Raw genomic sequence first — 19,384 nt, 5'->3', positions numbered from 1 at the left:
ACTTATTCTTATCTCTGTGTTCTCTGTGTCTGAAGTGGTTCGTTATAAAAAATATGATTTCTCAAAACACCATTCCCACCGGCTACCTCCGCAAAGTCCATCATATCGCTTTTAACGTCCAAAATATGGCAGCCTCTCGCCATTTTTATGGTCATATTTTAGGCTTACACGAACTCACAGGGGATGAAGTACCTGCCACATTAATAGAACTTGTCAATGCTGGTAAAGTAGCTAATTTCATCACTCCCGACGGCACAATTATAGACTTATTTGGAGAACCAGAATTATTACCACCAAATCCAGATCCCAGTAAGTTCTTTACCAGAGCATATCATTTAGCCTTTGATATTGATCCAGAATTATTTGACCAAGCATTAGCAGTAATTACAGAAAATAATTTAGTTATTGCTTATGGACCCGTTACCCGTCCCACTGGTAGAGGAGTGTACTTTTATGACCCCGATGGGTTTATGATTGAAATTCGTTGTGATCCTGATTAAATCCAAAAATGGAAAAAATTTTAAAAGTCATTGCAGACGTAATTGCTAATCCACCAATTCCCCACGAACCCCAGAAACAATCTTTAAAAAATTGGGCAATGTATTGCTTACGGGATAGGGGTTTTATAGTTGTTTTTGCCCAAAATGCTGATTTTGCTGTGCAGTTTAAAAACGGTGACAAATTCTATTTTAAAGTTACCAATCAAGCCGATGATTTAGCCAATAATATCAACTGGATAGTTTGGGATAATGTGAATAAAACCACCAATTTGATTCCTCAAGCCTAGAGTTTTCGTTAATAACCGCAGGACTGAATTAATCTGCGGTTTTTCACATAGGATATCACTACAAATACAAAGATTAAATTATTAAAGGTTTTAATTGACGTTCGCACCATTTACCCTCAACTAACTCTGTAACTAAAGGTGTGATCATAAACTTAGCCGGAAAACCCTCCAACACATCCACCCGCACACAAGAATAAGGTTTTTTACTCTCAAAACCGCTACCACTCCGTCCCACATACAACAGCGAATCTGCAACCTTGCGAATGGAAAGATCATTATTGCTGGTAAAGGTTTCCATTAATTCTCCCCCTTCTTGGCGTTGACGACGAGGACCGCGACCACTACCACCAGAAATAATATAATTAATATGAGAATCTGCGTGTCCTGTATTAACTGTCCGTAAATGTTCTAAACAATGGGCGTGTCCGCTAAATACTATATCTACTACCGGGCGTTCCTGAGTGAGATTACTTAAACTTTTCGCCACCTCATCGAAAACCTCCCGTAAACGATGACGGACAGCTAAAGTCTGTCCTTGATTCCATTTACTTCCTTCTGTAACATAAGGTGGATGGTGTAAAAATATTACCCGCCCCCTGACTGCGGAATTATGCCAAGATGCAATTAATCTATCTCTTAACCACGCCAATTGTTCAAAATCAACATTAGTATTGGTGTGAGATGCCAATTGCTTTTCAATATCAATTTTCACTTCATTGATTTGGTCTAATTTAGCACCAAGTTCCGCCAATAATTCCGCTTGATCAGGTTTTTCGGGATTTAGCTTGTCAAACTCCGTCAACATCCGTAGTTCTTCTTGATCAATTTCCTGACGACGGGTTTCTAATTCCCGACGGAAATTATCCCCAGCTTGGTTATGAGGTAAAGGATCTGGAGTATTGAAAGTATTAGAATCTAAGGCAAAAAAGTCAATCCCACCGTAACAAAAATTATAATAGCGATTAGGTAAACGCGTAAAACTTCCCGGTTGATAACGCAAACACCGACCCGTATCAGTTTTAGCGGTATAATGCTGTTTTAAATGCTGTTCTAACTCCGCTGGAGAAACTTCCGCCAAATAATCTAAAAATGCTCTAGCATAAGCATCACCTTGATTTGATCCATGCCAACCAATTTCAATATCTTTATAACGAAACATTCGTCGCAAAGGCAAAGTTGGACCAGTTAACAACCGATAAAATAAAGGCACATCATAGTAATCATGATTCCCCAATACTGGTAAAATTGGCAACTTAAATACCATTTGATCATAAGTGATATCTTGGGGTTGATTACCGCCCACCAAAAATTCCCGATAAGGTTCAATAAAATTGGCTGGGTAATATTCACGAGAACCCACCATATAAATCACATCACCAGTGTGCAGCACAAACCGGCAATCATCACCATGATTTAACATCATTTTGGCAACTTCTCGTTGGGGATGGTGTCCAGAATGGGATTTAGTCCCAGTATCACCCATCACCATAAACGAAAACTCTGGACTGTCTGAGTTGCCATCATCTATCACTATACAGGTTTGGTCAATGCCCTGCTGTAGAATACTCGAATGCTGCCACCGCACCCGTTGTTTCATCTTTTGAATTTTGACCGCAATTGGTGGTTCAGAAATCAATCTCATAGGAAATATTAATGAGTATTTTGTCAGAATCAGGATGTCCAGGATTTAAGGATTAACAGGATTATTGTTTAAATTAGTCCGCCTGTGCGAACTTTATTTGTGTAGCAGTGTTCGCCCTTGGCGTTGCGGAGCAATATTCTATTCGCCTAATATTGCTAAACTAGCGAAAACCTGTTCCACCAATATCTGAGTTTTATTTTCTAAATATTGCCAATCCACATCGCCATATTCATCAATTAAGCTAGTATCAATATCAACCGCTGTATTCTCTGGACTATAATTCAGAAAACATACTTGATAACACAAATCCCATAAATCTATATTGACTTGTTCCCCGTGACGTTGTAAAAGCAAGTGATATCCCGGGTGGGGCATAGGCAAACTAGCCAGAGTTTTTCTAATTTCTTCTACTTGTATTGGTGTTGCGGTTTCCATTTCTTGCACCAACTGAGTTACCAAGGCTTTAGTTTCATCAGTAGTGTTAGCAGGCCAAGTCAACACATCCTGGTAAGTCCCTTTCCAGTCAGATATATCCAACTGCTTGCGAAGATTATCAATCACGCGAATAAAAGCAGGTTGCATCAAGATTTCAGCTTGTTGCCATGAGGTAGAATTAGTTATCTTAGGTGGCATAGCTAGTAAATATGGATACTGATAGTAAAATTAACAATTTGGTTCGATGAAAAAACTATACTTTTAATTTAAATCTTTTCTCAAGATACCTGATTTCAGAAAGAGAAATTTGGAGATATTTACTACTAGCGGGAAAATTTAAGCTGTAAAGCTGGGGAGGGAAATTATGATAGGCAAATTACTAGATCATCGCTACCAAGTCATTCGCGTCTTGGCGACAGGGGGATTTGGTCAAACCTATATTGCCCAAGATACCAGACGGCCAGGCAACCCCATCTGCGTGGTTAAACACCTGAAACCGGCTAATTCTGATCCTAACATCTTTGTTACTGCTAAACGCCTGTTTAATAGCGAAGCAGAAACTTTAGAGAAACTGAGCAACAATGACCAAATACCCAGGCTTTTAGCTTATTTTGACGAAAATCAAGAATTCTTTTTAGTCCAAGAATTTATTGACGGCCACACTCTGAGTGAAGAACTCATTCCCGGACAGCCTTGGAGTGAAGTCCAAGTTATGCAAATGCTGTTGGAAATTTTGAGTATTTTAGAGTTTGTTCACCAAGAAGGTGTGATTCACCGCGATATTAAGCCAGATAATATTATTCGCCGTGAGGCTGATTGTAAATTAGTTTTAGTAGACTTTGGCGCAGTTAAACAACTACGCTCCCCTTTGGTTGTGGTGGGCGGACAACAAACGGCTACGGTAGCTATTGGCACGCCTGGCTATATGCCTACAGAACAGGGACAAGGTAAGCCTAGACCTAATAGCGATATTTACGCTTTGGGGATTATTGCTATTCAAGCATTAACGGGAGTCCCAGTTAGTCAATTACAAGAAGATCCAGATACAGGGGAAATTAACTGGCAGCATTTAATTCCTGTTAATCCTGAGTTAGTCGCAATTTTAACGAAGATGGTGCGTTATCATTTCAAAGAACGCTATCAAACAGCAACGGAAGCCTTACAAGCTTGTCGAGACTTGGTGAATATCACCCCAGAATTATCCCAACCGTCCCTATCTCCTCAAATTATTTATCAATCTCCACCACCCCTAGCTTCCAGATTTATACAGAAAACAATGGCGGTTTCTCCCGCTAATCGTGTTCCTTCTCAACCTGCCCCTCAACAACAATATATTCCTCAAGAATCTAATAAACCTGATCCTTTACCTTTATTAATTGGCATATTATTAGTAGGTGGTGTAGCGGCTTTATTTACAAATATATATCCCAATTTACAGAATTTAACTGGTAATTGGACAGGAGAAAAGACCAAATTAATAAATAATTGTCTGGCTGTAGTTGCGGCTAATTCTAATATTCGTTCTGAACCTAGTGCGATTAATTCTGATAATATTTTGAAGACCTTGGGTGCAGCTAGTAAATTTGAGGTGACGGGTAAGCGCACAAATCGCGGCTGGGTAGAAATTAAACTTTCATCTGGACGCTTGGCTTGGGCGCATTCTGATATTATTTCTAATAATGAAACATGGATTTCTTGCCGACGTGACAAAGGTTTAGCTATTCAAATTGTAGATGATAGTTCTTTAATTGCATCCCTTCCTGTTCCTCAAGTTTCACAAAAACCTGCTGTGGAAACTTCTGCACCTAAACCAACTCCGACCGCTACTGAAGATAAATCTAAAACGGTGGCAAAAGCTAGAGAAAAATTTGAATCAGGAGATTTACAAGGAGCAATTTCTTTGCTAAAATCAACTTCGGGAAATGCTATTTCTGGAATTAAAGAAACGGTGGATACTGTTAATCAATGGCAGAATGATTGGGCAAAAGCTGAGGCTTTAGCTAAGGATATTAATAAGGCTATTGATAATGGTAAATGGGATGAAGTTTTAGCTTATCGAGATCATCCTGAAAAGCTCCCGAATATTAAATATTGGCGTGATAAGTTAGAACCAATGTTTAAACAAGCTGCTGAAAATGCCGCTAAACAAGTATTACCCCAGGGAAGTAAACCAACTCCCACAGAAACACCAAAAGATGGGGTTTAAATATGCCGTTTTCCATAGTGGTCTTTATTATTATGTAGGTTGGGTTGAGGAACGAAACCCAACATTTTATTTTCATTTTTGTATTGGGGTTTGTTGGGTTATGGCTTCGCCACGCTCCGCGAACACTTTCTTCTACCCAACCTACAAATACAAGCTACAATTTTATGGCATGATGTCATCTAATTTAAGTTTTAAATCTGGAAATAGAGGAGAAATTATCCTATCTCCTAAACGATATTTTTCTTGTTGATAGACTCCATTAATTAATTGACAAATTGTTAATGTCGGTTGTTTAGGATTGCCAATAAATTGGATTCCACCTAATGCCCGAAAGTCCACAATCCAATATTCTGATATTTCTAAAAAAGCATATTCTTCTATTTTTCTGGCATAATCATCTTGCCAATTTGTACTCACAACTTCAGCAACTAATTTAATGGTATTACCATTGCAAATTATTGGTTCTTTTTGCCAAAGTGGTTCTTGATTAAGTTTTGCTTTGTCTAAGACAATTACATCTGGACGGAGTGCTGTAGCTGACCCAGCGAAGGGTTTAATTAAGCAATTTTTGGGAATCAACCAGTTTAAATTATTATGAATAATCTCAGTGTAAATTCTCCCGGCAATATTTCCAGCAACTTCTTCATGGGGTCCTGTTGGTTCCATGTCTCTTAATTCTCCGTCAATTAGTTCATAGCGGGTATTGTCCCCATATTCAATTAAAAATTGCTCAAAGGTGAGTGGTTTTACTGGGGTATAGGTCATAATTTTAGATTGTCTTGTGATGTTGGGTTTATTCTAACTAACTTTTGACTCTTCTTCTTGTGATTCATCTCTAATATTAAAATAGTGAAAAAGATTAGCAACAGTTAAATCTGATGCTTGTTGTAAATTAGATGTAACTAATGTTCTATATCCAGAATTTGCGGCTTGTTGACTCACATAATTTTCATACTCACGGCGTAATTCTGGCGCAAAGATAAATAATAATTGATCACGTAATGAATAAAAATGAGACTTTTCGGCTATGTTTTCGTAGCTGATTTGTTCTGGTGGTATTTCTGAATTAGTGATAGTTTGGGGAGTTTCTGAATTATGAAAATCAGCACTATTTAAAAGTTTTAATTCTGCTGGAGGTAGAGATTTTACCCAATCTACGTGATTTTGCCATGATTCGATGATTACTAAATCATGATTATGAATGCGGGTAAGTTCAGGAAAGAGAAAATCTAGTTCGTCGTGAGATTCACATTGATTAATCTCAAATGTGCCAGCAATTTTACTCAAATGCTATGTTACACTGTATAAATTCCCTTAAAGCGGGTAGGCTACAAAAAAGCATCTAACTGAAAAATTACTACAGTGAGGCAAACTAATGAGCAAGAGAAAGTTGAAAAGATTATTAGCTGTAAGTGCAGTTTCTTTCTCTTGCTTATGGTTGTCTGTAGCACCGACGAATAAAGCATGGGCGCAAACCAGTAGAGAAGCAGAAATTTCTACCTATATCCAACAGTTAAAAAACAGGAATGGACAGGTTAACTACTATGCTGCTGATGCTCTGGGAAAGATAGGAGCAGAAGCTGTTCCAGCCTTAATGGCAACTTTGAAAAACAAAGATCTAATCCTTCGCGTAGGTGCTGCTGAGGCTTTGGGAAGGATAGGAGCGGAAGCGAAAACTGCTGTTCCCGTTTTGATAGAAGCTTTAAAAGACGATTATAGCTTTGTTCGCGTCAGTGCTATTTATGCGTTGAGTAAAATAGGAGCGGAAGCGAAAGTTGTTATTCCTTCCTTTATAGGAGCTTTGAAGGATAATGATGAATATGTTCGCTCCTCCGCTGCTGAAGCTTTAGGAAGCATAGGAGTAGAAGCGAAAACTGCTGTTCCTACTTTGATAGGAGCGTTGAAGGATAATGATAAAAAAGTTCGCGTCAGTGCTATTAATGCGTTGAGAAACATAGGAACTGGAGCAAAAGCTGCTGCTAATGAATTGATATTTGCTTTAAAAGATAGTGATAAAGACGTTCGCTCTCTTGCTATTGATGCGTTGAGTAAGATAGGAATGGAAGCAAAGGAAGCTGTTCCCGCCTTAATTGAAGCTTTGAAGGATAATGATAAAGACGTTCGCTCCCGTGCTATTGATGCTCTGAGGGATATCAAGGGGGAAACGAAAATTGTTGTTCCCGCCTTAATTGAAGCTTTGAAGGATAATGATAAAGACGTTCGCTCCCGTGCTATTTATGCTCTGAGGGATATCAAGGGGGAAACGAAAATTGTTGTTCCCGCCTTAATTGAAGCTTTGAAGGATAATGATAAAGACGTTCGCTCCCGTGCTATTTATGCTCTGAGGGATATCAAGGGGGAAACGAAAATTGTTGTTCCTCCCTTAATTGCAGCTTTGAAAGATAAGGATACCAACATTCGCTTCATTGCTGCTCATTCTTTATCGAAAATAGGAGGGGAAACCAAACTTATTATTCCTATTTTGATAGAAGCTTTGAAAGACAAAGATGACAGCATTCCCTTCCGTGCTGCTCTTGATTTATGGAAGATAGGAGAGGAAGCAAAAGCTGCTGTCCCCGCTCTGATAGAAGCTTTGAAAGACAAGGATGCTTTTGTTCGCCGCTTTGCTGCTCTTGCATTGGGGAGTACAGGAGGGGAAAATAGAGTTGTTGTTCCTGCCTTAATAGCAGCTTTGAAGGATAAGGATAAAGACGTTCGCTCCTGTGCTGCTCTTGGCTTGGCGAGCATAGGAAAGGAAGCGAAAGTTGCTATTCCTAGTTTGATAGAAGCTTTAAAGGACAACGATGCTTCAGTTCGTTACTCTGCTGCGGCTGCGTTAGGGAATATGGGAGAGGAAACTAAAGGTATGATTTCTCTATTGATAGAACCATTAAAGGATGATGGTAATTACATTGGATACCTTAGTGTAAAAGCTGCGGATGCTCTCAAGGTAATAGGTGAAAACTATGAAAACAAATCTGCCACAATGCCTATTGCAGATTTAGATCAAGTCATATCAGATTTAGAAAAAGCTCTCCCAGCTTTAAAAGGTACTCAGGATAAAAAATTAAAATTAGATTCTCAAATAGCCTCTATAAATCGCTCTCTTAATAATCTGAAAAAAACCAGAGAATCACGCTTACTAGATAGAACATTAGAATGGTTAGCAAAAAATCCTTTGGCAATAGGGGGATTAATTTGCATTATCTGCTTTCCATTTATCTGGTTTAAATTATCGCAAGTTCGGCGAAAACCAACTGCTTAATTATCAATTATAGGAGTTACGCATTGACAGGAAACTTTAAATATGTATAGTCCTAAAACCCATATTTCTCGTAGGGGTTTAGCATTGCTAAACCCCTACAATATCGTTCTTTTTAGGATCAATACCAATTTCCGTACTCCATAGGTTCTAATTTGTTGTTTCCAACCAATATTTAATACTTGATAATGATGACGTTGCGTATCAAAAAGCAATTGAATTTCTGTACCATTTGCAATATCATTAATAGAATGATTGCTTAAAATATCTTGAATAATTTGCGAGTAATTTATTCTTTCCATAAAACAATCTCCTGGGTTAAAAGTTAAAATTTTTTTGGTTATTTAGTCATCTTCAGATGACTTGTGCTATAAGACTGGGAATGAATTCCCAGTCGGGATATGGATTTTACATTAAAATAGTTAGGATATCTTGTATATTTTATCAGCGAGCTAGATAATTGATTATACAATAAATCAAACTATTGATTACAAATAGATGTTAATATGAAAGTAAGAATAGTGATTCAGCGACTAGAAGCTGATGGTTGGTATTTAGCAAGAACTAGAGGAAGTCATCGTCAGTTTAAACATCCTCATAAACTTGGTACAGTTACAGTTTCCGGTAAACCTAATATTGACGTACCCATTGGTACACTCAAAAGTATTTGGAGACAAGCTCAATTGGAGGACGAATAATGCGTTATACAGTAGTAATTGAAAAAGGAAATACCAGTTATGGTGCTTATGTTCCCGACTTACCCGGTTGTATAGCCGTGGCTGAAACATTAGCAGAAGTTCAACAAATGATTGTAGAATCCATAGAATTTCATATAGAAGGTTTAATAGAGTTAGGTTTACCAATTCCTCAACCTACAAGTATCGCTCAGGAAGTTGAAGTTTTAATTTAAGTAGTAATATAGATATGAATAAATACGGAAATTGGCAACCTGTCCCTAAGAGGTTGTTTGAAAAGTATTATATGAAACCCATAATCTCCAAAAACCTAACCCCCCTTCCCCCCTTCCCTACAAGGGAATGGGGGTTTTAAAGCCTCTCCCCTGCAAGGGGAGAGGTTTGGAGAGGGGTCAGTTTATACATTAAAAACTTTTCAAACATCCTCTAAGAATGGTGGTAAAAAATGGAAACAATGAAATTGCTGGCACATATCGGCACAGATGGTATATTACAAATCCAAACCCATACAGAATTTAAAGATAAATCTGTAGAAGTATTGGTAGTTGTCCAACCATTAGATAATACAGAAAGTACAACAATAAAACATAATGCTTGGGGAAAAATTACTACTAAAAAATCAATTCAAGATGCAATTAGTAGAATCCAACAACTAAGAAAAGAAGTAGGTTTAGATAAAAACTTAATTCGTGAAATGATTGAAGAAGGACGAAGATTTTAATGCAGTTTGTTTTACCCTCAGAAATCCCAAAAAGTGGAGTTTAATACTTAACCCCACTAATTGCATTCTGATTTTTGGTTTTTTGCCGTCTCAATGTCCCAACTATTCAGCACAACAACTTATTGCATTTCGTCGTATTCTGCCGTTTCTACCCTTCTAGACTCCATCCGCGAGGAAGGTAAAAACTCAGCCCGACGGACAGGATTTAAAGATGGTGCTTGTCCATTGTAGGGATGAATTACCTGAACTGTCCGAGTACCCCGCTGTTTTGGTGCAAACAAAGAAAGAACACCAGCGACAACAACCCCCCCACCAATAGTCAACGTCGCACCACCCACAGCCCAAAGCATGGGTGAAGACCACCAATTATTTTGTTCAGGTTGTTGTAATGATGTCGCCATTTTTTGTTGATTAGCTTGTTGTGCTAATTGCCACTCCCGTTGAGTAAAGCTTTGAGCTTGTACCTGGAATTGTTGGTTTTGTAACTTGAGTTGCTCATTGTCAGCTTTCAACTTCTCCAATTGCATATTCATTTTCAGCTTTTCCATTTCTAGACGCTGATCAGAATTAGGAGCAGTTGGGGGTTGAGTAGTTGTGGGTTGATTAAAATAGGCAGGTTGCCCGTAATTGGGAGGATACTGCATTACCTGGGGAGCCATAACTGTCCCTGGCATTTGGGGGCTAACACCAAAATTCGATGGGATTGGGGTATTTGTTCCTTTCAGCAAGACTAAAGCCGCTAACCCAGCCACCGCGACTCCGCCAATAAATGCCATACTTTCGCTCATTGCTGTTACCCCTCAAATACTACAGAACAGTAACTCAGTTGTGACTGACACACTCTCACACGCATAATTTTTTGCCTACTTTGATAGTATATTTAAGTTAAGGGTCAAGATAAACCAGTGTATCAGTTAGTTTTTTGTCTATCCTAAGATATGCTGTTATTATTTAAGACGATCATAGTCAAATTGTCCACTAAAAAATAACAAAAAAATACACTGTTTGGCAATTTCTCCCTTGGGTTTAAGAGGGATTTTTGATAGCTATCTTGAGACTTTGGCAAAATTGAGCGATCGCATCTAATCCCTGCTCTGGTGTACCTTCTGCCAGTCGTTTCACAATGGCACTACCCACAATTGCTGCATCTGCGCCCCATGCTTTCACTTGTCGCGCTTGTTCAGGATCAGAAATCCCAAACCCGACACCGATGGGTTTATCTGTAACATGGCGAATTTGTTGGAGTAAATCACCAACTCGTGTTTGCATTTGGGTTCGTATTCCCGTGACACCAGTAACACTGACCAAATAGATAAATCCCTGGGAAGCGCGAGCGATCGCTTCTATTCTTTCAGCAGAACTCGTAGGAGCTACCAATAAGGTTAAATCTATTCCCATCTCCGCCGCTGGTTTAATGAGTCCTGCTGACTCTTCCAAAGGCAAATCAGGCACAACTAAACCTGCTACCCCAGCATCTTTAATTTGCCCCAAGAACTTATCAACACCTCGATATAAAATCGGATTGTAATAGGTAAATAAAATAATTGGCGATCGCAAACTCGGACTAAGCCCCTTGAGCATCTCTAACACCTGCTCTAAAGTGGTCCCCCGTGCCAAAGCGCGAGTAGCCGCAGCCTGAATCACCGGACCATCAGCCAAAGGATCAGAATAGGGGACACCCAACTCAATGATATCAGCCCCAGAATTATCAAGAACCTGCAAAGCCTTAGCAGTAGTTTCTAAATCTGGATCACCAGCCGTAATAAAGGGAATCAACGCGCACTCTTGATTCCGTCTTAAATTTTCAAAGCAACGAGAAATAGCAGTCATTTCACCTAGTCAGTAGTTAGTGGTCAGTGGTCATTTGTCAACAAACCACTGAACAATAATAACCCTAAACCTGAGATTCTTTTTCCTCTTCAATCTTCGCTTGCAGTTTGGCTAATTCTTCCGGAGAAAGTTCATCCAGACGCTTTTGCAAAAAAGCCGTTTCATAAGCTTCCCGTTGTTGATGGTAGGTCATTTTATTCCCCATCGCGCGGAAAAGATAGGTACATAACCAGCCAATTAAGCCAGCAATCAAGAAAACTTGACTCCAGATACCAGCATTCTGACTATCTAAACCTACTACTTGCAAACCCACATAAGCCAAGCCACCGGCGACAAAAACGCCGAAGCCAATACCAATCGCGTCAATACGTCGCATGAGAATTATGACCTACCAATCTTAATTTAAGCAATTTTTCGCGGACGGGGGTTCAAATTCACAAACGGGGAGAGAACTAGCAACCCCGGAAAGAAAAAGAACACTAAAAAGTACATAAACACCCGTTCCACAGAACCACAGGTATACCATCTTAAACTCAAGTAGAAAAAGACAGCAATGGGGATTACCAGCAAATAAGCGCCAGCCAAACTCAGATACAGTAGTGCTACAACCATATTCCTTACCGCAATTTGAACTATATTTGGTGCATTCACTTCCCATGATATGCCCAATGGCTAAGTTGAGGAAATCAGTAATTATCAGAACTGACGCGAAATATCTCTCAAAACCTCTTACCTTCGCGGTCTTCGCTTCTTCGTGGTTCATTTATTCCTGGTTCATTTAATTGTGTTATTTTCCATCCCCCAAAAATAAATTGCCCAAAAATCGAAACTTGTGATATAATTTTCTCCAGTCATCAAGCGTGAGCTAAATGGCTAACCTAAAATTTTGTTTCAGTGCTAAATGTCAAATATTAGCGTTAGCAAATAAAATTTTAAAATCTACTTGCCAAAAAAAAGCAATTAGTGGTATAACAGACAAGCGGGTGAATACTGCCTCAAAAACAGTAAATAACCTTACGGGAGCGTGGCGGAATGGTAGACGCTACGGACTTAAAATCCGTTGACCTTAAACGGTCGTGGGGGTTCGAGCCCCCCCGCTCCCATCTAAAAATTAATCGAAAATGCACCAAGTCTTTTGATTTGGTGCGTTTTTGTATTTAAAGATTTTAGGAACTTCTAATTAGAGACTTCCAATTAAAAAAATATCCCAAAATCTCTTGTGGTGCGGGCATCTTGCCCGCTAACAACACAAGGACGGGCAAGATGCCCATCCCACAAAATTGGATCATCTTTTTTGTGGAATTCTCTTAGAAGAACATCCTATCGCAAAACTTTAACTTTTGACCAAACGCCATTTTCATCTTCATCAAATCGCTTATGAACTTCATCCCAAGCCATTTGTTCAGATGTAAGCTTGTCCATATTATCATTCAGTGCAGTATTATAGCGTTCAATGAATATATTCTGAGCTTCTGGTGAAAGATGGGTGCGAACTTCAGGAGATAAATCATCTGAATTTTTGCATTTTCCAGGACAAGGATGAGGTAGTGTTTTGCCAATGATATTAATTTCTTCACCACCTGAACTTTCCAATAGTAATTGAAATTCGCCACTCCGATTGATCGGGACTTCGATCATTAATAAAAATTCACCAGCTTCTAAGCGGGTTTGATAAACCGTAGCTTTGTCTTCTGACATCCCCAAGGCAGTAAGAACTGATACCAAACCTGCCCCAGCACTACCAGCGAGCGCTCCACTTGCGGCCCCTAATAATATCGCTCCAATCGGACCTGCTGCCACAATTGGACCAACAAAGGGAATAAATAATACACCGACCCCAGTTAATAAACTAAGGAAAGAACCAAATAAAGAACCAAAAATCGCCCCAGTTCTTAATCCTCCCAAAATTACATCCCGCTTAGTAATAAAGCCAGCAATTCTGGTTTCTGATTGAAAATTTCTGCCCAAAACGGATATATAATCGCTGGAAACGCCTCTATCTAGTAACCGATGAATTACATCATCAATTTGTTTCTGTTCTTTAAATATAGATGAGATGGTACGCTCTGCTTGATATGTTTCTGACATTTGTCCACTCATTTTACTGTGATGATTGACTGTGCCTATAAATACTAATTGAATTAAATATTTTCTTAATCAATCTTTAGAGAGAATTGGCTGTAATATTCAATAGATAAATCTCATCCCAATAAAAAAATCCTAGAAGTTGCGAAACCCCGCTTTTGATGATTTTTGTAAATGCAGTTTCTAACTGCCGATTTAGTCAAATCCTTACCCAACTAAGTTTTTTATTAATTTTGGAAGATTTCAATTTCCCAACCTGTAGAATATATCACAGAACTTTATGCCCAAAAATTATAATTCCTTTCCCACAAATAACCACAATAAAAGACTGAAAGTAATTGCTATTGCCGCAATAGCATTGTCTTTTACAGCTTGTACTAACATCCCAAATCCACGCCAATTAAAAACCAATAGCGAACCCTTAAAAGTTGCCATTCCGACTAATCAAATTAATCCCAAATCACAACTACTAACTAAAGTTGAAAACCTAGATTTTACTGTCCCAGCTAAATATCAAGCAAAAACTATCTATAAAGTTGAACCCAGCAACAAAGAGAAAGTAATTGCTTTAACTATTGATGATGGTCCCTGGCCAAAAACCACCGGAGAAATGTTAGATATCCTCAAACGAAATAATGTAAAAGCTACATTCTTTTGGGTAGGAAGTGCCTTACAAGAAAATCCCGAAATTGCTAAACGAGTTGTAGCTGAAGGCCATGCTATTGGTAATCATACTTGGCATCATTGGTATCGAAAGATGGATGAAGCCACAGCTAAAAGTGAAATTGAAAAAACAAATGACCTTATTTATAAAACAACAGGTGTCAAAACATCATTTTTCCGTCCCCCTGGAGGCTATTTAAACAACGGATTAGCTGCTTATGCTAAAAGTCAGAAAAACTCCGTTGTTATGTGGTCAGTGACTTCAGCAGACACCGATCCGCGGGCAAAATATCAAGTATTTGTGAAAAATGTGATCAGAGATGCTAAACCCGGTTCTATTGTGTTAATGCACGATGGTGGCGGAAATCGGGAAAGAACAGTCAAAGCCTTGCCAGCAATCGTCAGCGGACTCAAACAGCAAGGCTACCGATTTGTTACAGTTCCTGAACTTTTAGAAATGCAGCCATGATCATCCTTACTCAGTGACGACAGAAGCACAAATTTGAGACTCTTGCCAAAGTTTATACAAAAAAAACTCCGTGCTATAGCTCATAGTGGTGACAAATACACCGACAGCATCATGATTACCATCAGATAACCAAGAACCATCGAGGGTAACTTCTAAGTATTCAGGATCACAGTTAGATAAGCCCATAATTTCACTATCATGGCGATTTACTTCGGCTTTTAGTCTTTCTACTCCTGGCAAATCAAGAGGTAGCATAAAGGAAGCTGTGGTGGGTTCAATCCGCAAAGTTTGACTGACACGCAGTGCCAAAATCACTCTTTGCGCTACCCATTCCTCAAGAGATTGAGTGAGACACTCTAAATAAAAACAGTTTTCGGTGTAAGTTAATTTCAGCATTCCTTTTGCTCTCCTGTTATTCCAGGTTTGCTTGCATATCATTCCAAAACTTCTCAGCAAATATCACCGTTGGGTGAATAGGTGCTTTCGGTAATTTCCGCAAAGGCATTCCAGCTTCAGCGGGTGTTTTATTGCCTTTGCGAGAGTTACATTTTTCGCAGGCTATGACTACGTTATCCCAAGTATGTCGGCCACCTTTAGATCGGGGGATAACATGATCTAGGGTGAGATGTTTGTTAGTACCGCAATATTGACAACTGCTATGATCTCGTCGTAAAACCTCCCGACGATTGACTGGCGGAATTTTCCACATTCGTTCCGTAGCAGCAATTGTTAAGCGGATGTGCTTGGGTACAGACAGCACAAATCGAGATGAGTGAATTAACCAACCGTCTTCTGTCGAAAATTCTAATGGTTCGGCTTTATTGCTAACTAGCAACACTATCGCCCGCTTGATATTTATCCGACACAGTGGTAAGTAATTCTGGGAAAACACGACTACAGATTGCTCTAATACTTGGATTGCGCTTGTCACAGCCTAACTCCTTATAAAAAAACCCCCGGTTCTGTCTTAGACGCTGCGGGGGTTAACAATTGACCTGATGGTTTTCGTCTTATTTTGGTACAGCATTTCTTTACCTGTACCTCCCGCGTTTGATCTCTATTTGTGGTTTTGTATTCAGCAAATTCATGCTGGGATATTTAAAATCATAATTGCCTTTTGTTCTTTGCCCTTGATGTTGGCTATCCTTGCCCATAAATAAATTCTCCACGTCCGCAGCAGCAAATTCCCAACTGCCGAGGCGTTTGGTTGCTTGTGAAGAGGTAGAGATGGGATAAATGGATTTCACAGAAAATTTCACCTATTGAACATTCCTTTAAACATACTACACTTGTATTACTATCCTGTCTATACCTATAAGGAGAAAAAATCATGCAGACCATTACACGCACCCCAACAACTGATATGGAAGTTACCAGTATTCGTCTAGAACGGAAACTCAAGGAGAAACTTAAAGATATCGCTGGTAATCAGGGATATCAGTCTCTAATTCGAGATATTCTCTGGAATTATATCCAGCAAAAATCAGGTGAGTGGAAACCGCGTTTTTCTAAATCTGATATTCGCGCTAGTATTGCTGCTGTAGCCCAACAAGATGAGCGTTGTGTCCTCACAGGTAAATTAATTGCATCACAACAATCAATGTTATTGGGATTGACGAGGAATGGTGATATGGTTCCTCTGAGTCTTGAGAGTTTGGTTGATTAGTCGGTAATTTTAGTTAATTTTACCCAGACGCTACCTTAGTAACTGGGTAAAATACTAATTTTTAGATTTATTTAAGACAATTTCCTGGATTAATTCAGGTTTCCCGTGTTAATTCGGATGCAAAGCCTGAGATTTCCGGGTTAATTATAGAGGAATTACGGAAGACGTTAGACCTGAATCCTTACTTAGCTACTTTTTGCCCATTTTTTCTATTTTCTCTATCACTGCTAATTTCATTAACGATTTAACTAATAAATATAGACAAAAAGCACATACACAAAAAATTGCGATCGCCCAATTATGATACTTGACGATGATCAAAATTAACCCTGTCAACAGACTGAACCCTGTTAAACAAGCATAAATTAATGTTTTGACTGCTAGATAAATTCGTCCTAAGATGCGATCGCTTTCAACATTTTTAACTCTTAATTGTAACTCTCCTCTTTCAATTCTTTCCTCTAATTTCTTAACTAAAACTTCGGTTTTATTCGGTTTTGTCAGTTGATATTGAATAAAATCCCTAGCTTGATGGCTTAATTGAGCGATTGTACTTCCTTTACTTTTTGTGACTGCCAGACTTTTGATAAATGCCTGGGATAATACTGTAGGATTATATTGAGGCTCTAAAGTCCTGGCAATACCATCTAATGTAGTTATAGCTTTTAAAATAAATGTCATTTGAGCAGGTAAGCGAAATGGTTGCTGTTCAAACATTTCATAAAGTTCAATTTTTACCTCACTCAATGCTTTAACATCTAAAGGTTTATCGGTGAATTTATCTAATAAAAATGTGACTAATCTTTTTACTGGAGTCATATCTGGGATAGGTTCAAGTAATCCCATCCTCATTAAAGTATTTACTACCTCATTACTATCCTTTTTTAAAATAGCAAAAAAAGTTTTAATCATCTCCTCCTTATTCAAAGTTCCGATTTCTGACATCATGCCAAAATCATAGAAGATAATACTCCCATCTGGATTGACGGCCATATTCCCTGGATGGGGATCAACTTGGAAAAACCCATCTTGTAATAGTTGCTTTAAATAACAACAAATCCCCGTTTCATTTACCTGATGAATATTAATTCCGCAGGCTTCCAAAGCCGCTTTATCATTAATTTTAATTCCCGGTTTATATTCTAAAGTTAATATCTTCGTTGTTGTATATTGCCAATAGACTTTAGGGACAATAACTCGCGGATATCCACGAAAATTTTCTCGGAATTTATCTGAATTTTTTCCCTCTTGAATATAATCAATTTCTTGAAACAACAAATCAAAGAACTCATTGTAAATTGATTGTAAATTATACTTTCTTACCCCAGCCAAATATTTATTGCAAAACTTAATTAACTGTAATAATATTTTAAAATCTAAATTAAATAAAGCCTCTAAACCCGGACGTTGAATTTTAACAACCACCTCTTCGTTAGAGTATAATGTAGCCTTATGAACTTGACCTAAACTAGCAGCAGCCAAAGGATTAAATTCAAATTCTTTATAGATAAATTGTAGAGGTTTACCTAATTCTAATTCAATCATCTTAATTGCCTCTTGACTACTAAAAGCCGGAACTTGATCCTGTAAAGTTCCCAAAGCTTCTATATATTCTAGAGGCAATAAATCGGCACGAGTTGACAAAGTTTGACCAATTTTAATAAAAGTAGCACCTAAATCAATTAAAGTATTCACAAACCAAGTAGCGCGGTTTTTCTTATGTTCTAAAGAATCTTGAGGAAAAATACTATCCCACCACAGAAATAACATAAATTTAGCCGCAGCCCTGAAAATGTCTATTTTTCGGGCTAAGGTAGAATATTTAGTTTTTTGCCAACGAAACTTTTTAGACTTTGCCATCATAAATATAAACAAAATTTGATGTTTCCATGATTAATTGTTTATAATATAGCGGTAATTGTTGGCTATTTCTTTCCTAGCTCCTGAATAATTACACTGCATAGTATAAATTATTAAACACCGTCTCAATGAAGACTTGTAAACTAATCGTGTAGCAATTAGCCTGTGGTATATACAAGCAATTAATACAATAGTCCATACTAAACACGGTTGGGAAATGGACTTTTGCCAGATTACAAAAAACCTGGATTTCTAAGGGTTTAGCACTGCTAAACCCCTACCTAATAACAAAATTAAATCTTGTAAATATTCCGACACAGGAATCATAAAAACATCAAAGGGATAGAAAAAGAAAAATTCTTTCTCTATCCCTTTTATAATACCCCCAAGGGAATTCGAATCCCTGTTACCTCCGTGAAAGGGAGGTGTCCTAGGCCTCTAGACGATGGGGGCTTGTTTCTCTCCACTTTTAACAATATAGCGGGTTTTTTTGAGAATGTCAAGAGGTTTTGGAAAGATTTTTTTAGAGGAGGTGAAAAAGCCACAAAGTAAGGAGCAGAGGGAATATTTCTGGACTATTAACCCTGTCCTTTTGCCAAGAGCAATAAATTCTTGAGAAATTTCTAGTAGTCTGTCAAATTTATTTTGACGGGTTTTTGGTAGTGCGGGCATCTTTCTTGCCCGCGTGAGCGAGACGCTCACACTACAGTCCATCATTTTTATCTTGACAAACTACTAGTACCGCAGGGCGGAAGTCAAAAGTCAAAAGTCAAAACTAATATACAGTAGGCTTTTTGGCGATTGAATATGGTTGCTTTATTTACGCTGTGATGTACTAGTTTCTGCTACAAGGCGTATAAACTTGCCACTATATTTCTTTGACACTCTCACTGGCTAAAGCCGCTGAGATTCTTGGTTCAACGAGTCCACTTAACTTTTCCCTATCTCTGCCAAAAAGAAACTCTATGCGGTTAAAACCGTGGTCAGTGAGCTTGTCGAACTGCCCGTGTCGCTTATATCTCAAGGCTTTAGCCCCTGAGCTTTACGCTTACCGGATATTTCT

At 38.4% G+C, this 19,384-nt stretch carries 24 protein-coding genes and 2 tRNA genes; 10 read left to right on the top strand and 16 right to left on the bottom strand.

What is annotated here, in order from left to right; genetic code table 11:
• The first annotated feature begins 53 nt into the window (after positions 1-53).
• Both BMF77_RS07385 and BMF77_RS07380 read left to right on the top strand, forming a co-directional pair.
• A complete protein-coding gene (locus tag BMF77_RS07385) occupies positions 54-500 on the top strand; it encodes a VOC family protein (protein WP_148761789.1) in 447 nt (148 codons plus the stop codon).
• Positions 501-508: 8 nt separating this feature from the next.
• Positions 509-787 (top strand): hypothetical protein, encoded by a 279-nt coding sequence (locus tag BMF77_RS07380; RefSeq protein WP_148761787.1) that lies wholly within the window; start codon positions 509-511, stop codon positions 785-787.
• A 73-nt stretch (positions 788-860) separates the two neighbouring features.
• On the opposite strand, the gene BMF77_RS07375 is transcribed toward BMF77_RS07380, so the two are convergent.
• Both BMF77_RS07375 and BMF77_RS07370 read right to left on the bottom strand, forming a co-directional pair.
• On the bottom strand, positions 861-2,429 hold the full coding sequence (locus BMF77_RS07375; RefSeq protein ID WP_148761785.1) for a metallophosphoesterase: 1,569 nt from the start codon (positions 2,427-2,429) through the stop codon (positions 861-863).
• 138 nt (positions 2,430-2,567) lie between these two features.
• Entirely contained in the window at positions 2,568-3,062 is a 495-nt protein-coding gene (locus BMF77_RS07370; protein WP_148761783.1) for a hypothetical protein, read from the bottom strand.
• A gap of 166 nt (positions 3,063-3,228) precedes the next feature.
• Here BMF77_RS07370 and BMF77_RS07365 point away from each other — a divergent pair, with 166 nt between their 5' ends.
• Positions 3,229-5,070: a protein kinase gene (locus BMF77_RS07365; protein ID WP_148761781.1), complete on the top strand. Its 1,842-nt coding sequence runs from the start codon at positions 3,229-3,231 to the stop codon at positions 5,068-5,070.
• A gap of 162 nt (positions 5,071-5,232) precedes the next feature.
• Here the strand turns inward: BMF77_RS07365 and BMF77_RS07360 are convergent, their stop codons facing one another.
• Positions 5,233-5,835 carry a Uma2 family endonuclease gene (locus BMF77_RS07360; protein ID WP_148761779.1) on the bottom strand — a complete coding sequence of 201 codons (603 nt, stop codon included), beginning with the start codon at positions 5,833-5,835 and terminating at the stop codon, positions 5,233-5,235.
• A 33-nt stretch (positions 5,836-5,868) separates the two neighbouring features.
• Positions 5,869-6,357 carry a hypothetical protein gene (locus tag BMF77_RS07355; protein ID WP_148761777.1) on the bottom strand — a complete coding sequence of 163 codons (489 nt, stop codon included), beginning with the start codon at positions 6,355-6,357 and terminating at the stop codon, positions 5,869-5,871.
• A gap of 88 nt (positions 6,358-6,445) precedes the next feature.
• Here BMF77_RS07355 and BMF77_RS07350 point away from each other — a divergent pair, with 88 nt between their 5' ends.
• Positions 6,446-8,335 carry a sister chromatid cohesion protein PDS5 gene (locus BMF77_RS07350; RefSeq protein WP_148761775.1) on the top strand — a complete coding sequence of 630 codons (1,890 nt, stop codon included), beginning with the start codon at positions 6,446-6,448 and terminating at the stop codon, positions 8,333-8,335.
• 95 nt (positions 8,336-8,430) lie between these two features.
• Here the strand turns inward: BMF77_RS07350 and BMF77_RS07345 are convergent, their stop codons facing one another.
• On the bottom strand, positions 8,431-8,634 hold the full coding sequence (locus tag BMF77_RS07345; RefSeq protein WP_246863081.1) for an element excision factor XisI family protein: 204 nt from the start codon (positions 8,632-8,634) through the stop codon (positions 8,431-8,433).
• 204 nt (positions 8,635-8,838) lie between these two features.
• On the opposite strand from BMF77_RS07345, the gene BMF77_RS07340 reads away from it, so the two are divergent.
• From BMF77_RS07340 to BMF77_RS07325, 3 genes are all read left to right on the top strand, one after another.
• Positions 8,839-9,030, top strand: a complete 192-nt coding sequence (locus tag BMF77_RS07340; protein ID WP_148761773.1) for a type II toxin-antitoxin system HicA family toxin — start codon at positions 8,839-8,841, stop codon at positions 9,028-9,030.
• A complete protein-coding gene (locus BMF77_RS07335; RefSeq protein WP_015078826.1) occupies positions 9,030-9,242 on the top strand; it encodes a type II toxin-antitoxin system HicB family antitoxin in 213 nt (70 codons plus the stop codon). The genes BMF77_RS07340 and BMF77_RS07335 overlap by 1 nt, the downstream gene beginning before the upstream one ends.
• 230 nt (positions 9,243-9,472) lie before the next feature.
• Positions 9,473-9,748 (top strand): hypothetical protein, encoded by a 276-nt coding sequence (locus tag BMF77_RS07325; protein ID WP_148761771.1) that lies wholly within the window; start codon positions 9,473-9,475, stop codon positions 9,746-9,748.
• Between the two features lie 119 nt (positions 9,749-9,867).
• Here BMF77_RS07325 and BMF77_RS07320 read toward each other — a convergent pair whose 3' ends face one another.
• The 4 genes from BMF77_RS07320 to ndhL form a co-directional block, all read right to left on the bottom strand.
• Positions 9,868-10,536 (bottom strand): hypothetical protein, encoded by a 669-nt coding sequence (locus tag BMF77_RS07320; protein ID WP_015078833.1) that lies wholly within the window; start codon positions 10,534-10,536, stop codon positions 9,868-9,870.
• A gap of 238 nt (positions 10,537-10,774) precedes the next feature.
• Positions 10,775-11,578: a tryptophan synthase subunit alpha gene (gene trpA, locus BMF77_RS07315; RefSeq protein ID WP_148761769.1), complete on the bottom strand. Its 804-nt coding sequence runs from the start codon at positions 11,576-11,578 to the stop codon at positions 10,775-10,777.
• 64 nt (positions 11,579-11,642) lie between these two features.
• Positions 11,643-11,954, bottom strand: a complete 312-nt coding sequence (locus tag BMF77_RS07310) for a DUF3007 family protein (protein ID WP_015078835.1) — start codon at positions 11,952-11,954, stop codon at positions 11,643-11,645.
• 26 nt (positions 11,955-11,980) lie between these two features.
• Positions 11,981-12,190 carry an NAD(P)H-quinone oxidoreductase subunit L gene (gene ndhL, locus BMF77_RS07305; protein WP_080683924.1) on the bottom strand — a complete coding sequence of 70 codons (210 nt, stop codon included), beginning with the start codon at positions 12,188-12,190 and terminating at the stop codon, positions 11,981-11,983.
• A gap of 406 nt (positions 12,191-12,596) precedes the next feature.
• Here ndhL and BMF77_RS07300 point away from each other — a divergent pair.
• Positions 12,597-12,681: transfer RNA gene (locus BMF77_RS07300), tRNA-Leu, on the top strand.
• Between the two features lie 217 nt (positions 12,682-12,898).
• Here the strand turns inward: BMF77_RS07300 and BMF77_RS07295 are convergent.
• A complete protein-coding gene (locus BMF77_RS07295; RefSeq protein WP_015078837.1) occupies positions 12,899-13,666 on the bottom strand; it encodes a ChaB family protein in 768 nt (255 codons plus the stop codon).
• A 277-nt stretch (positions 13,667-13,943) separates the two neighbouring features.
• Here BMF77_RS07295 and BMF77_RS07290 point away from each other — a divergent pair, with 277 nt between their 5' ends.
• A complete protein-coding gene (locus BMF77_RS07290) occupies positions 13,944-14,795 on the top strand; it encodes a polysaccharide deacetylase family protein (protein WP_148761767.1) in 852 nt (283 codons plus the stop codon).
• 6 nt (positions 14,796-14,801) lie between these two features.
• Here the strand turns inward: BMF77_RS07290 and BMF77_RS07285 are convergent, their stop codons facing one another.
• The 3 genes from BMF77_RS07285 to BMF77_RS07275 form a co-directional block, all read right to left on the bottom strand.
• Positions 14,802-15,191: an alr0857 family protein gene (locus BMF77_RS07285; RefSeq protein WP_015078839.1), complete on the bottom strand. Its 390-nt coding sequence runs from the start codon at positions 15,189-15,191 to the stop codon at positions 14,802-14,804.
• Between the two features lie 16 nt (positions 15,192-15,207).
• Positions 15,208-15,726 carry an HNH endonuclease gene (locus BMF77_RS07280; protein WP_148761764.1) on the bottom strand — a complete coding sequence of 173 codons (519 nt, stop codon included), beginning with the start codon at positions 15,724-15,726 and terminating at the stop codon, positions 15,208-15,210.
• 100 nt (positions 15,727-15,826) lie between these two features.
• Positions 15,827-16,042 (bottom strand): hypothetical protein, encoded by a 216-nt coding sequence (locus tag BMF77_RS07275; protein WP_015078841.1) that lies wholly within the window; start codon positions 16,040-16,042, stop codon positions 15,827-15,829.
• A gap of 83 nt (positions 16,043-16,125) precedes the next feature.
• Between BMF77_RS07275 and BMF77_RS07270 the strand changes: the two genes are divergently transcribed.
• Positions 16,126-16,461 carry a ribbon-helix-helix domain-containing protein gene (locus BMF77_RS07270; RefSeq protein ID WP_015078842.1) on the top strand — a complete coding sequence of 112 codons (336 nt, stop codon included), beginning with the start codon at positions 16,126-16,128 and terminating at the stop codon, positions 16,459-16,461.
• Positions 16,462-16,650: 189 nt separating this feature from the next.
• Here BMF77_RS07270 and BMF77_RS07265 read toward each other — a convergent pair whose 3' ends face one another.
• The 3 genes from BMF77_RS07265 to BMF77_RS07255 all read right to left on the bottom strand — a co-directional run bounded on the left by BMF77_RS07265 (position 16,651) and on the right by BMF77_RS07255 (position 18,993).
• Positions 16,651-18,324 (bottom strand): AarF/ABC1/UbiB kinase family protein, encoded by a 1,674-nt coding sequence (locus tag BMF77_RS07265; RefSeq protein ID WP_148761763.1) that lies wholly within the window; start codon positions 18,322-18,324, stop codon positions 16,651-16,653.
• A 377-nt stretch (positions 18,325-18,701) separates the two neighbouring features.
• A tRNA-Glu gene (locus BMF77_RS07260) sits at positions 18,702-18,774 on the bottom strand.
• Entirely contained in the window at positions 18,760-18,993 is a 234-nt protein-coding gene (locus BMF77_RS07255; RefSeq protein WP_168204350.1) for a hypothetical protein, read from the bottom strand. Before BMF77_RS07255 ends, BMF77_RS07260 begins: the two co-directional genes overlap by 15 nt.
• Positions 18,994-19,384 lie beyond the last annotated feature (391 nt).

Origin of the sequence: Dolichospermum sp. UHCC 0315A (assembly GCF_008121535.1) — a bacterium.
GTDB lineage: Bacteria > Cyanobacteriota > Cyanobacteriia > Cyanobacteriales > Nostocaceae > Dolichospermum > Dolichospermum lemmermannii.
This window is presented reverse-complemented; position numbering and strand designations above follow the sequence as displayed.

Excerpts from the sequence above, each read along its gene's own strand:
- BMF77_RS07385 (WP_148761789.1), top strand. The coding sequence starts at position 54 with ATGATTTCTCAAAACACCATTCCCACCGGCTACCTCCGCAAAGTCCAT.
- BMF77_RS07380 (WP_148761787.1), top strand. The coding sequence starts at position 509 with ATGGAAAAAATTTTAAAAGTCATTGCAGACGTAATTGCTAATCCACCA.
- BMF77_RS07375 (WP_148761785.1), bottom strand. The coding sequence starts at position 2,429 with ATGAGATTGATTTCTGAACCACCAATTGCGGTCAAAATTCAAAAGATG.
- BMF77_RS07370 (WP_148761783.1), bottom strand. The coding sequence starts at position 3,062 with ATGCCACCTAAGATAACTAATTCTACCTCATGGCAACAAGCTGAAATC.
- BMF77_RS07365 (WP_148761781.1), top strand. The coding sequence starts at position 3,229 with ATGATAGGCAAATTACTAGATCATCGCTACCAAGTCATTCGCGTCTTG.
- BMF77_RS07360 (WP_148761779.1), bottom strand. The coding sequence starts at position 5,835 with ATGACCTATACCCCAGTAAAACCACTCACCTTTGAGCAATTTTTAATT.
- BMF77_RS07350 (WP_148761775.1), top strand. The coding sequence starts at position 6,446 with ATGAGCAAGAGAAAGTTGAAAAGATTATTAGCTGTAAGTGCAGTTTCT.
- BMF77_RS07345 (WP_246863081.1), bottom strand. The coding sequence starts at position 8,634 with ATGGAAAGAATAAATTACTCGCAAATTATTCAAGATATTTTAAGCAAT.
- BMF77_RS07340 (WP_148761773.1), top strand. The coding sequence starts at position 8,839 with ATGAAAGTAAGAATAGTGATTCAGCGACTAGAAGCTGATGGTTGGTAT.
- BMF77_RS07335 (WP_015078826.1), top strand. The coding sequence starts at position 9,030 with ATGCGTTATACAGTAGTAATTGAAAAAGGAAATACCAGTTATGGTGCT.
- BMF77_RS07325 (WP_148761771.1), top strand. The coding sequence starts at position 9,473 with ATGGAAACAATGAAATTGCTGGCACATATCGGCACAGATGGTATATTA.
- BMF77_RS07320 (WP_015078833.1), bottom strand. The coding sequence starts at position 10,536 with ATGAGCGAAAGTATGGCATTTATTGGCGGAGTCGCGGTGGCTGGGTTA.
- trpA (WP_148761769.1), bottom strand. The coding sequence starts at position 11,578 with ATGACTGCTATTTCTCGTTGCTTTGAAAATTTAAGACGGAATCAAGAG.
- BMF77_RS07310 (WP_015078835.1), bottom strand. The coding sequence starts at position 11,954 with ATGCGACGTATTGACGCGATTGGTATTGGCTTCGGCGTTTTTGTCGCC.
- ndhL (WP_080683924.1), bottom strand. The coding sequence starts at position 12,190 with ATGGTTGTAGCACTACTGTATCTGAGTTTGGCTGGCGCTTATTTGCTG.
- BMF77_RS07295 (WP_015078837.1), bottom strand. The coding sequence starts at position 13,666 with ATGTCAGAAACATATCAAGCAGAGCGTACCATCTCATCTATATTTAAA.
- BMF77_RS07290 (WP_148761767.1), top strand. The coding sequence starts at position 13,944 with ATGCCCAAAAATTATAATTCCTTTCCCACAAATAACCACAATAAAAGA.
- BMF77_RS07285 (WP_015078839.1), bottom strand. The coding sequence starts at position 15,191 with ATGCTGAAATTAACTTACACCGAAAACTGTTTTTATTTAGAGTGTCTC.
- BMF77_RS07270 (WP_015078842.1), top strand. The coding sequence starts at position 16,126 with ATGCAGACCATTACACGCACCCCAACAACTGATATGGAAGTTACCAGT.
- BMF77_RS07265 (WP_148761763.1), bottom strand. The coding sequence starts at position 18,324 with ATGATGGCAAAGTCTAAAAAGTTTCGTTGGCAAAAAACTAAATATTCT.
- BMF77_RS07255 (WP_168204350.1), bottom strand. The coding sequence starts at position 18,993 with ATGCCCGCACTACCAAAAACCCGTCAAAATAAATTTGACAGACTACTA.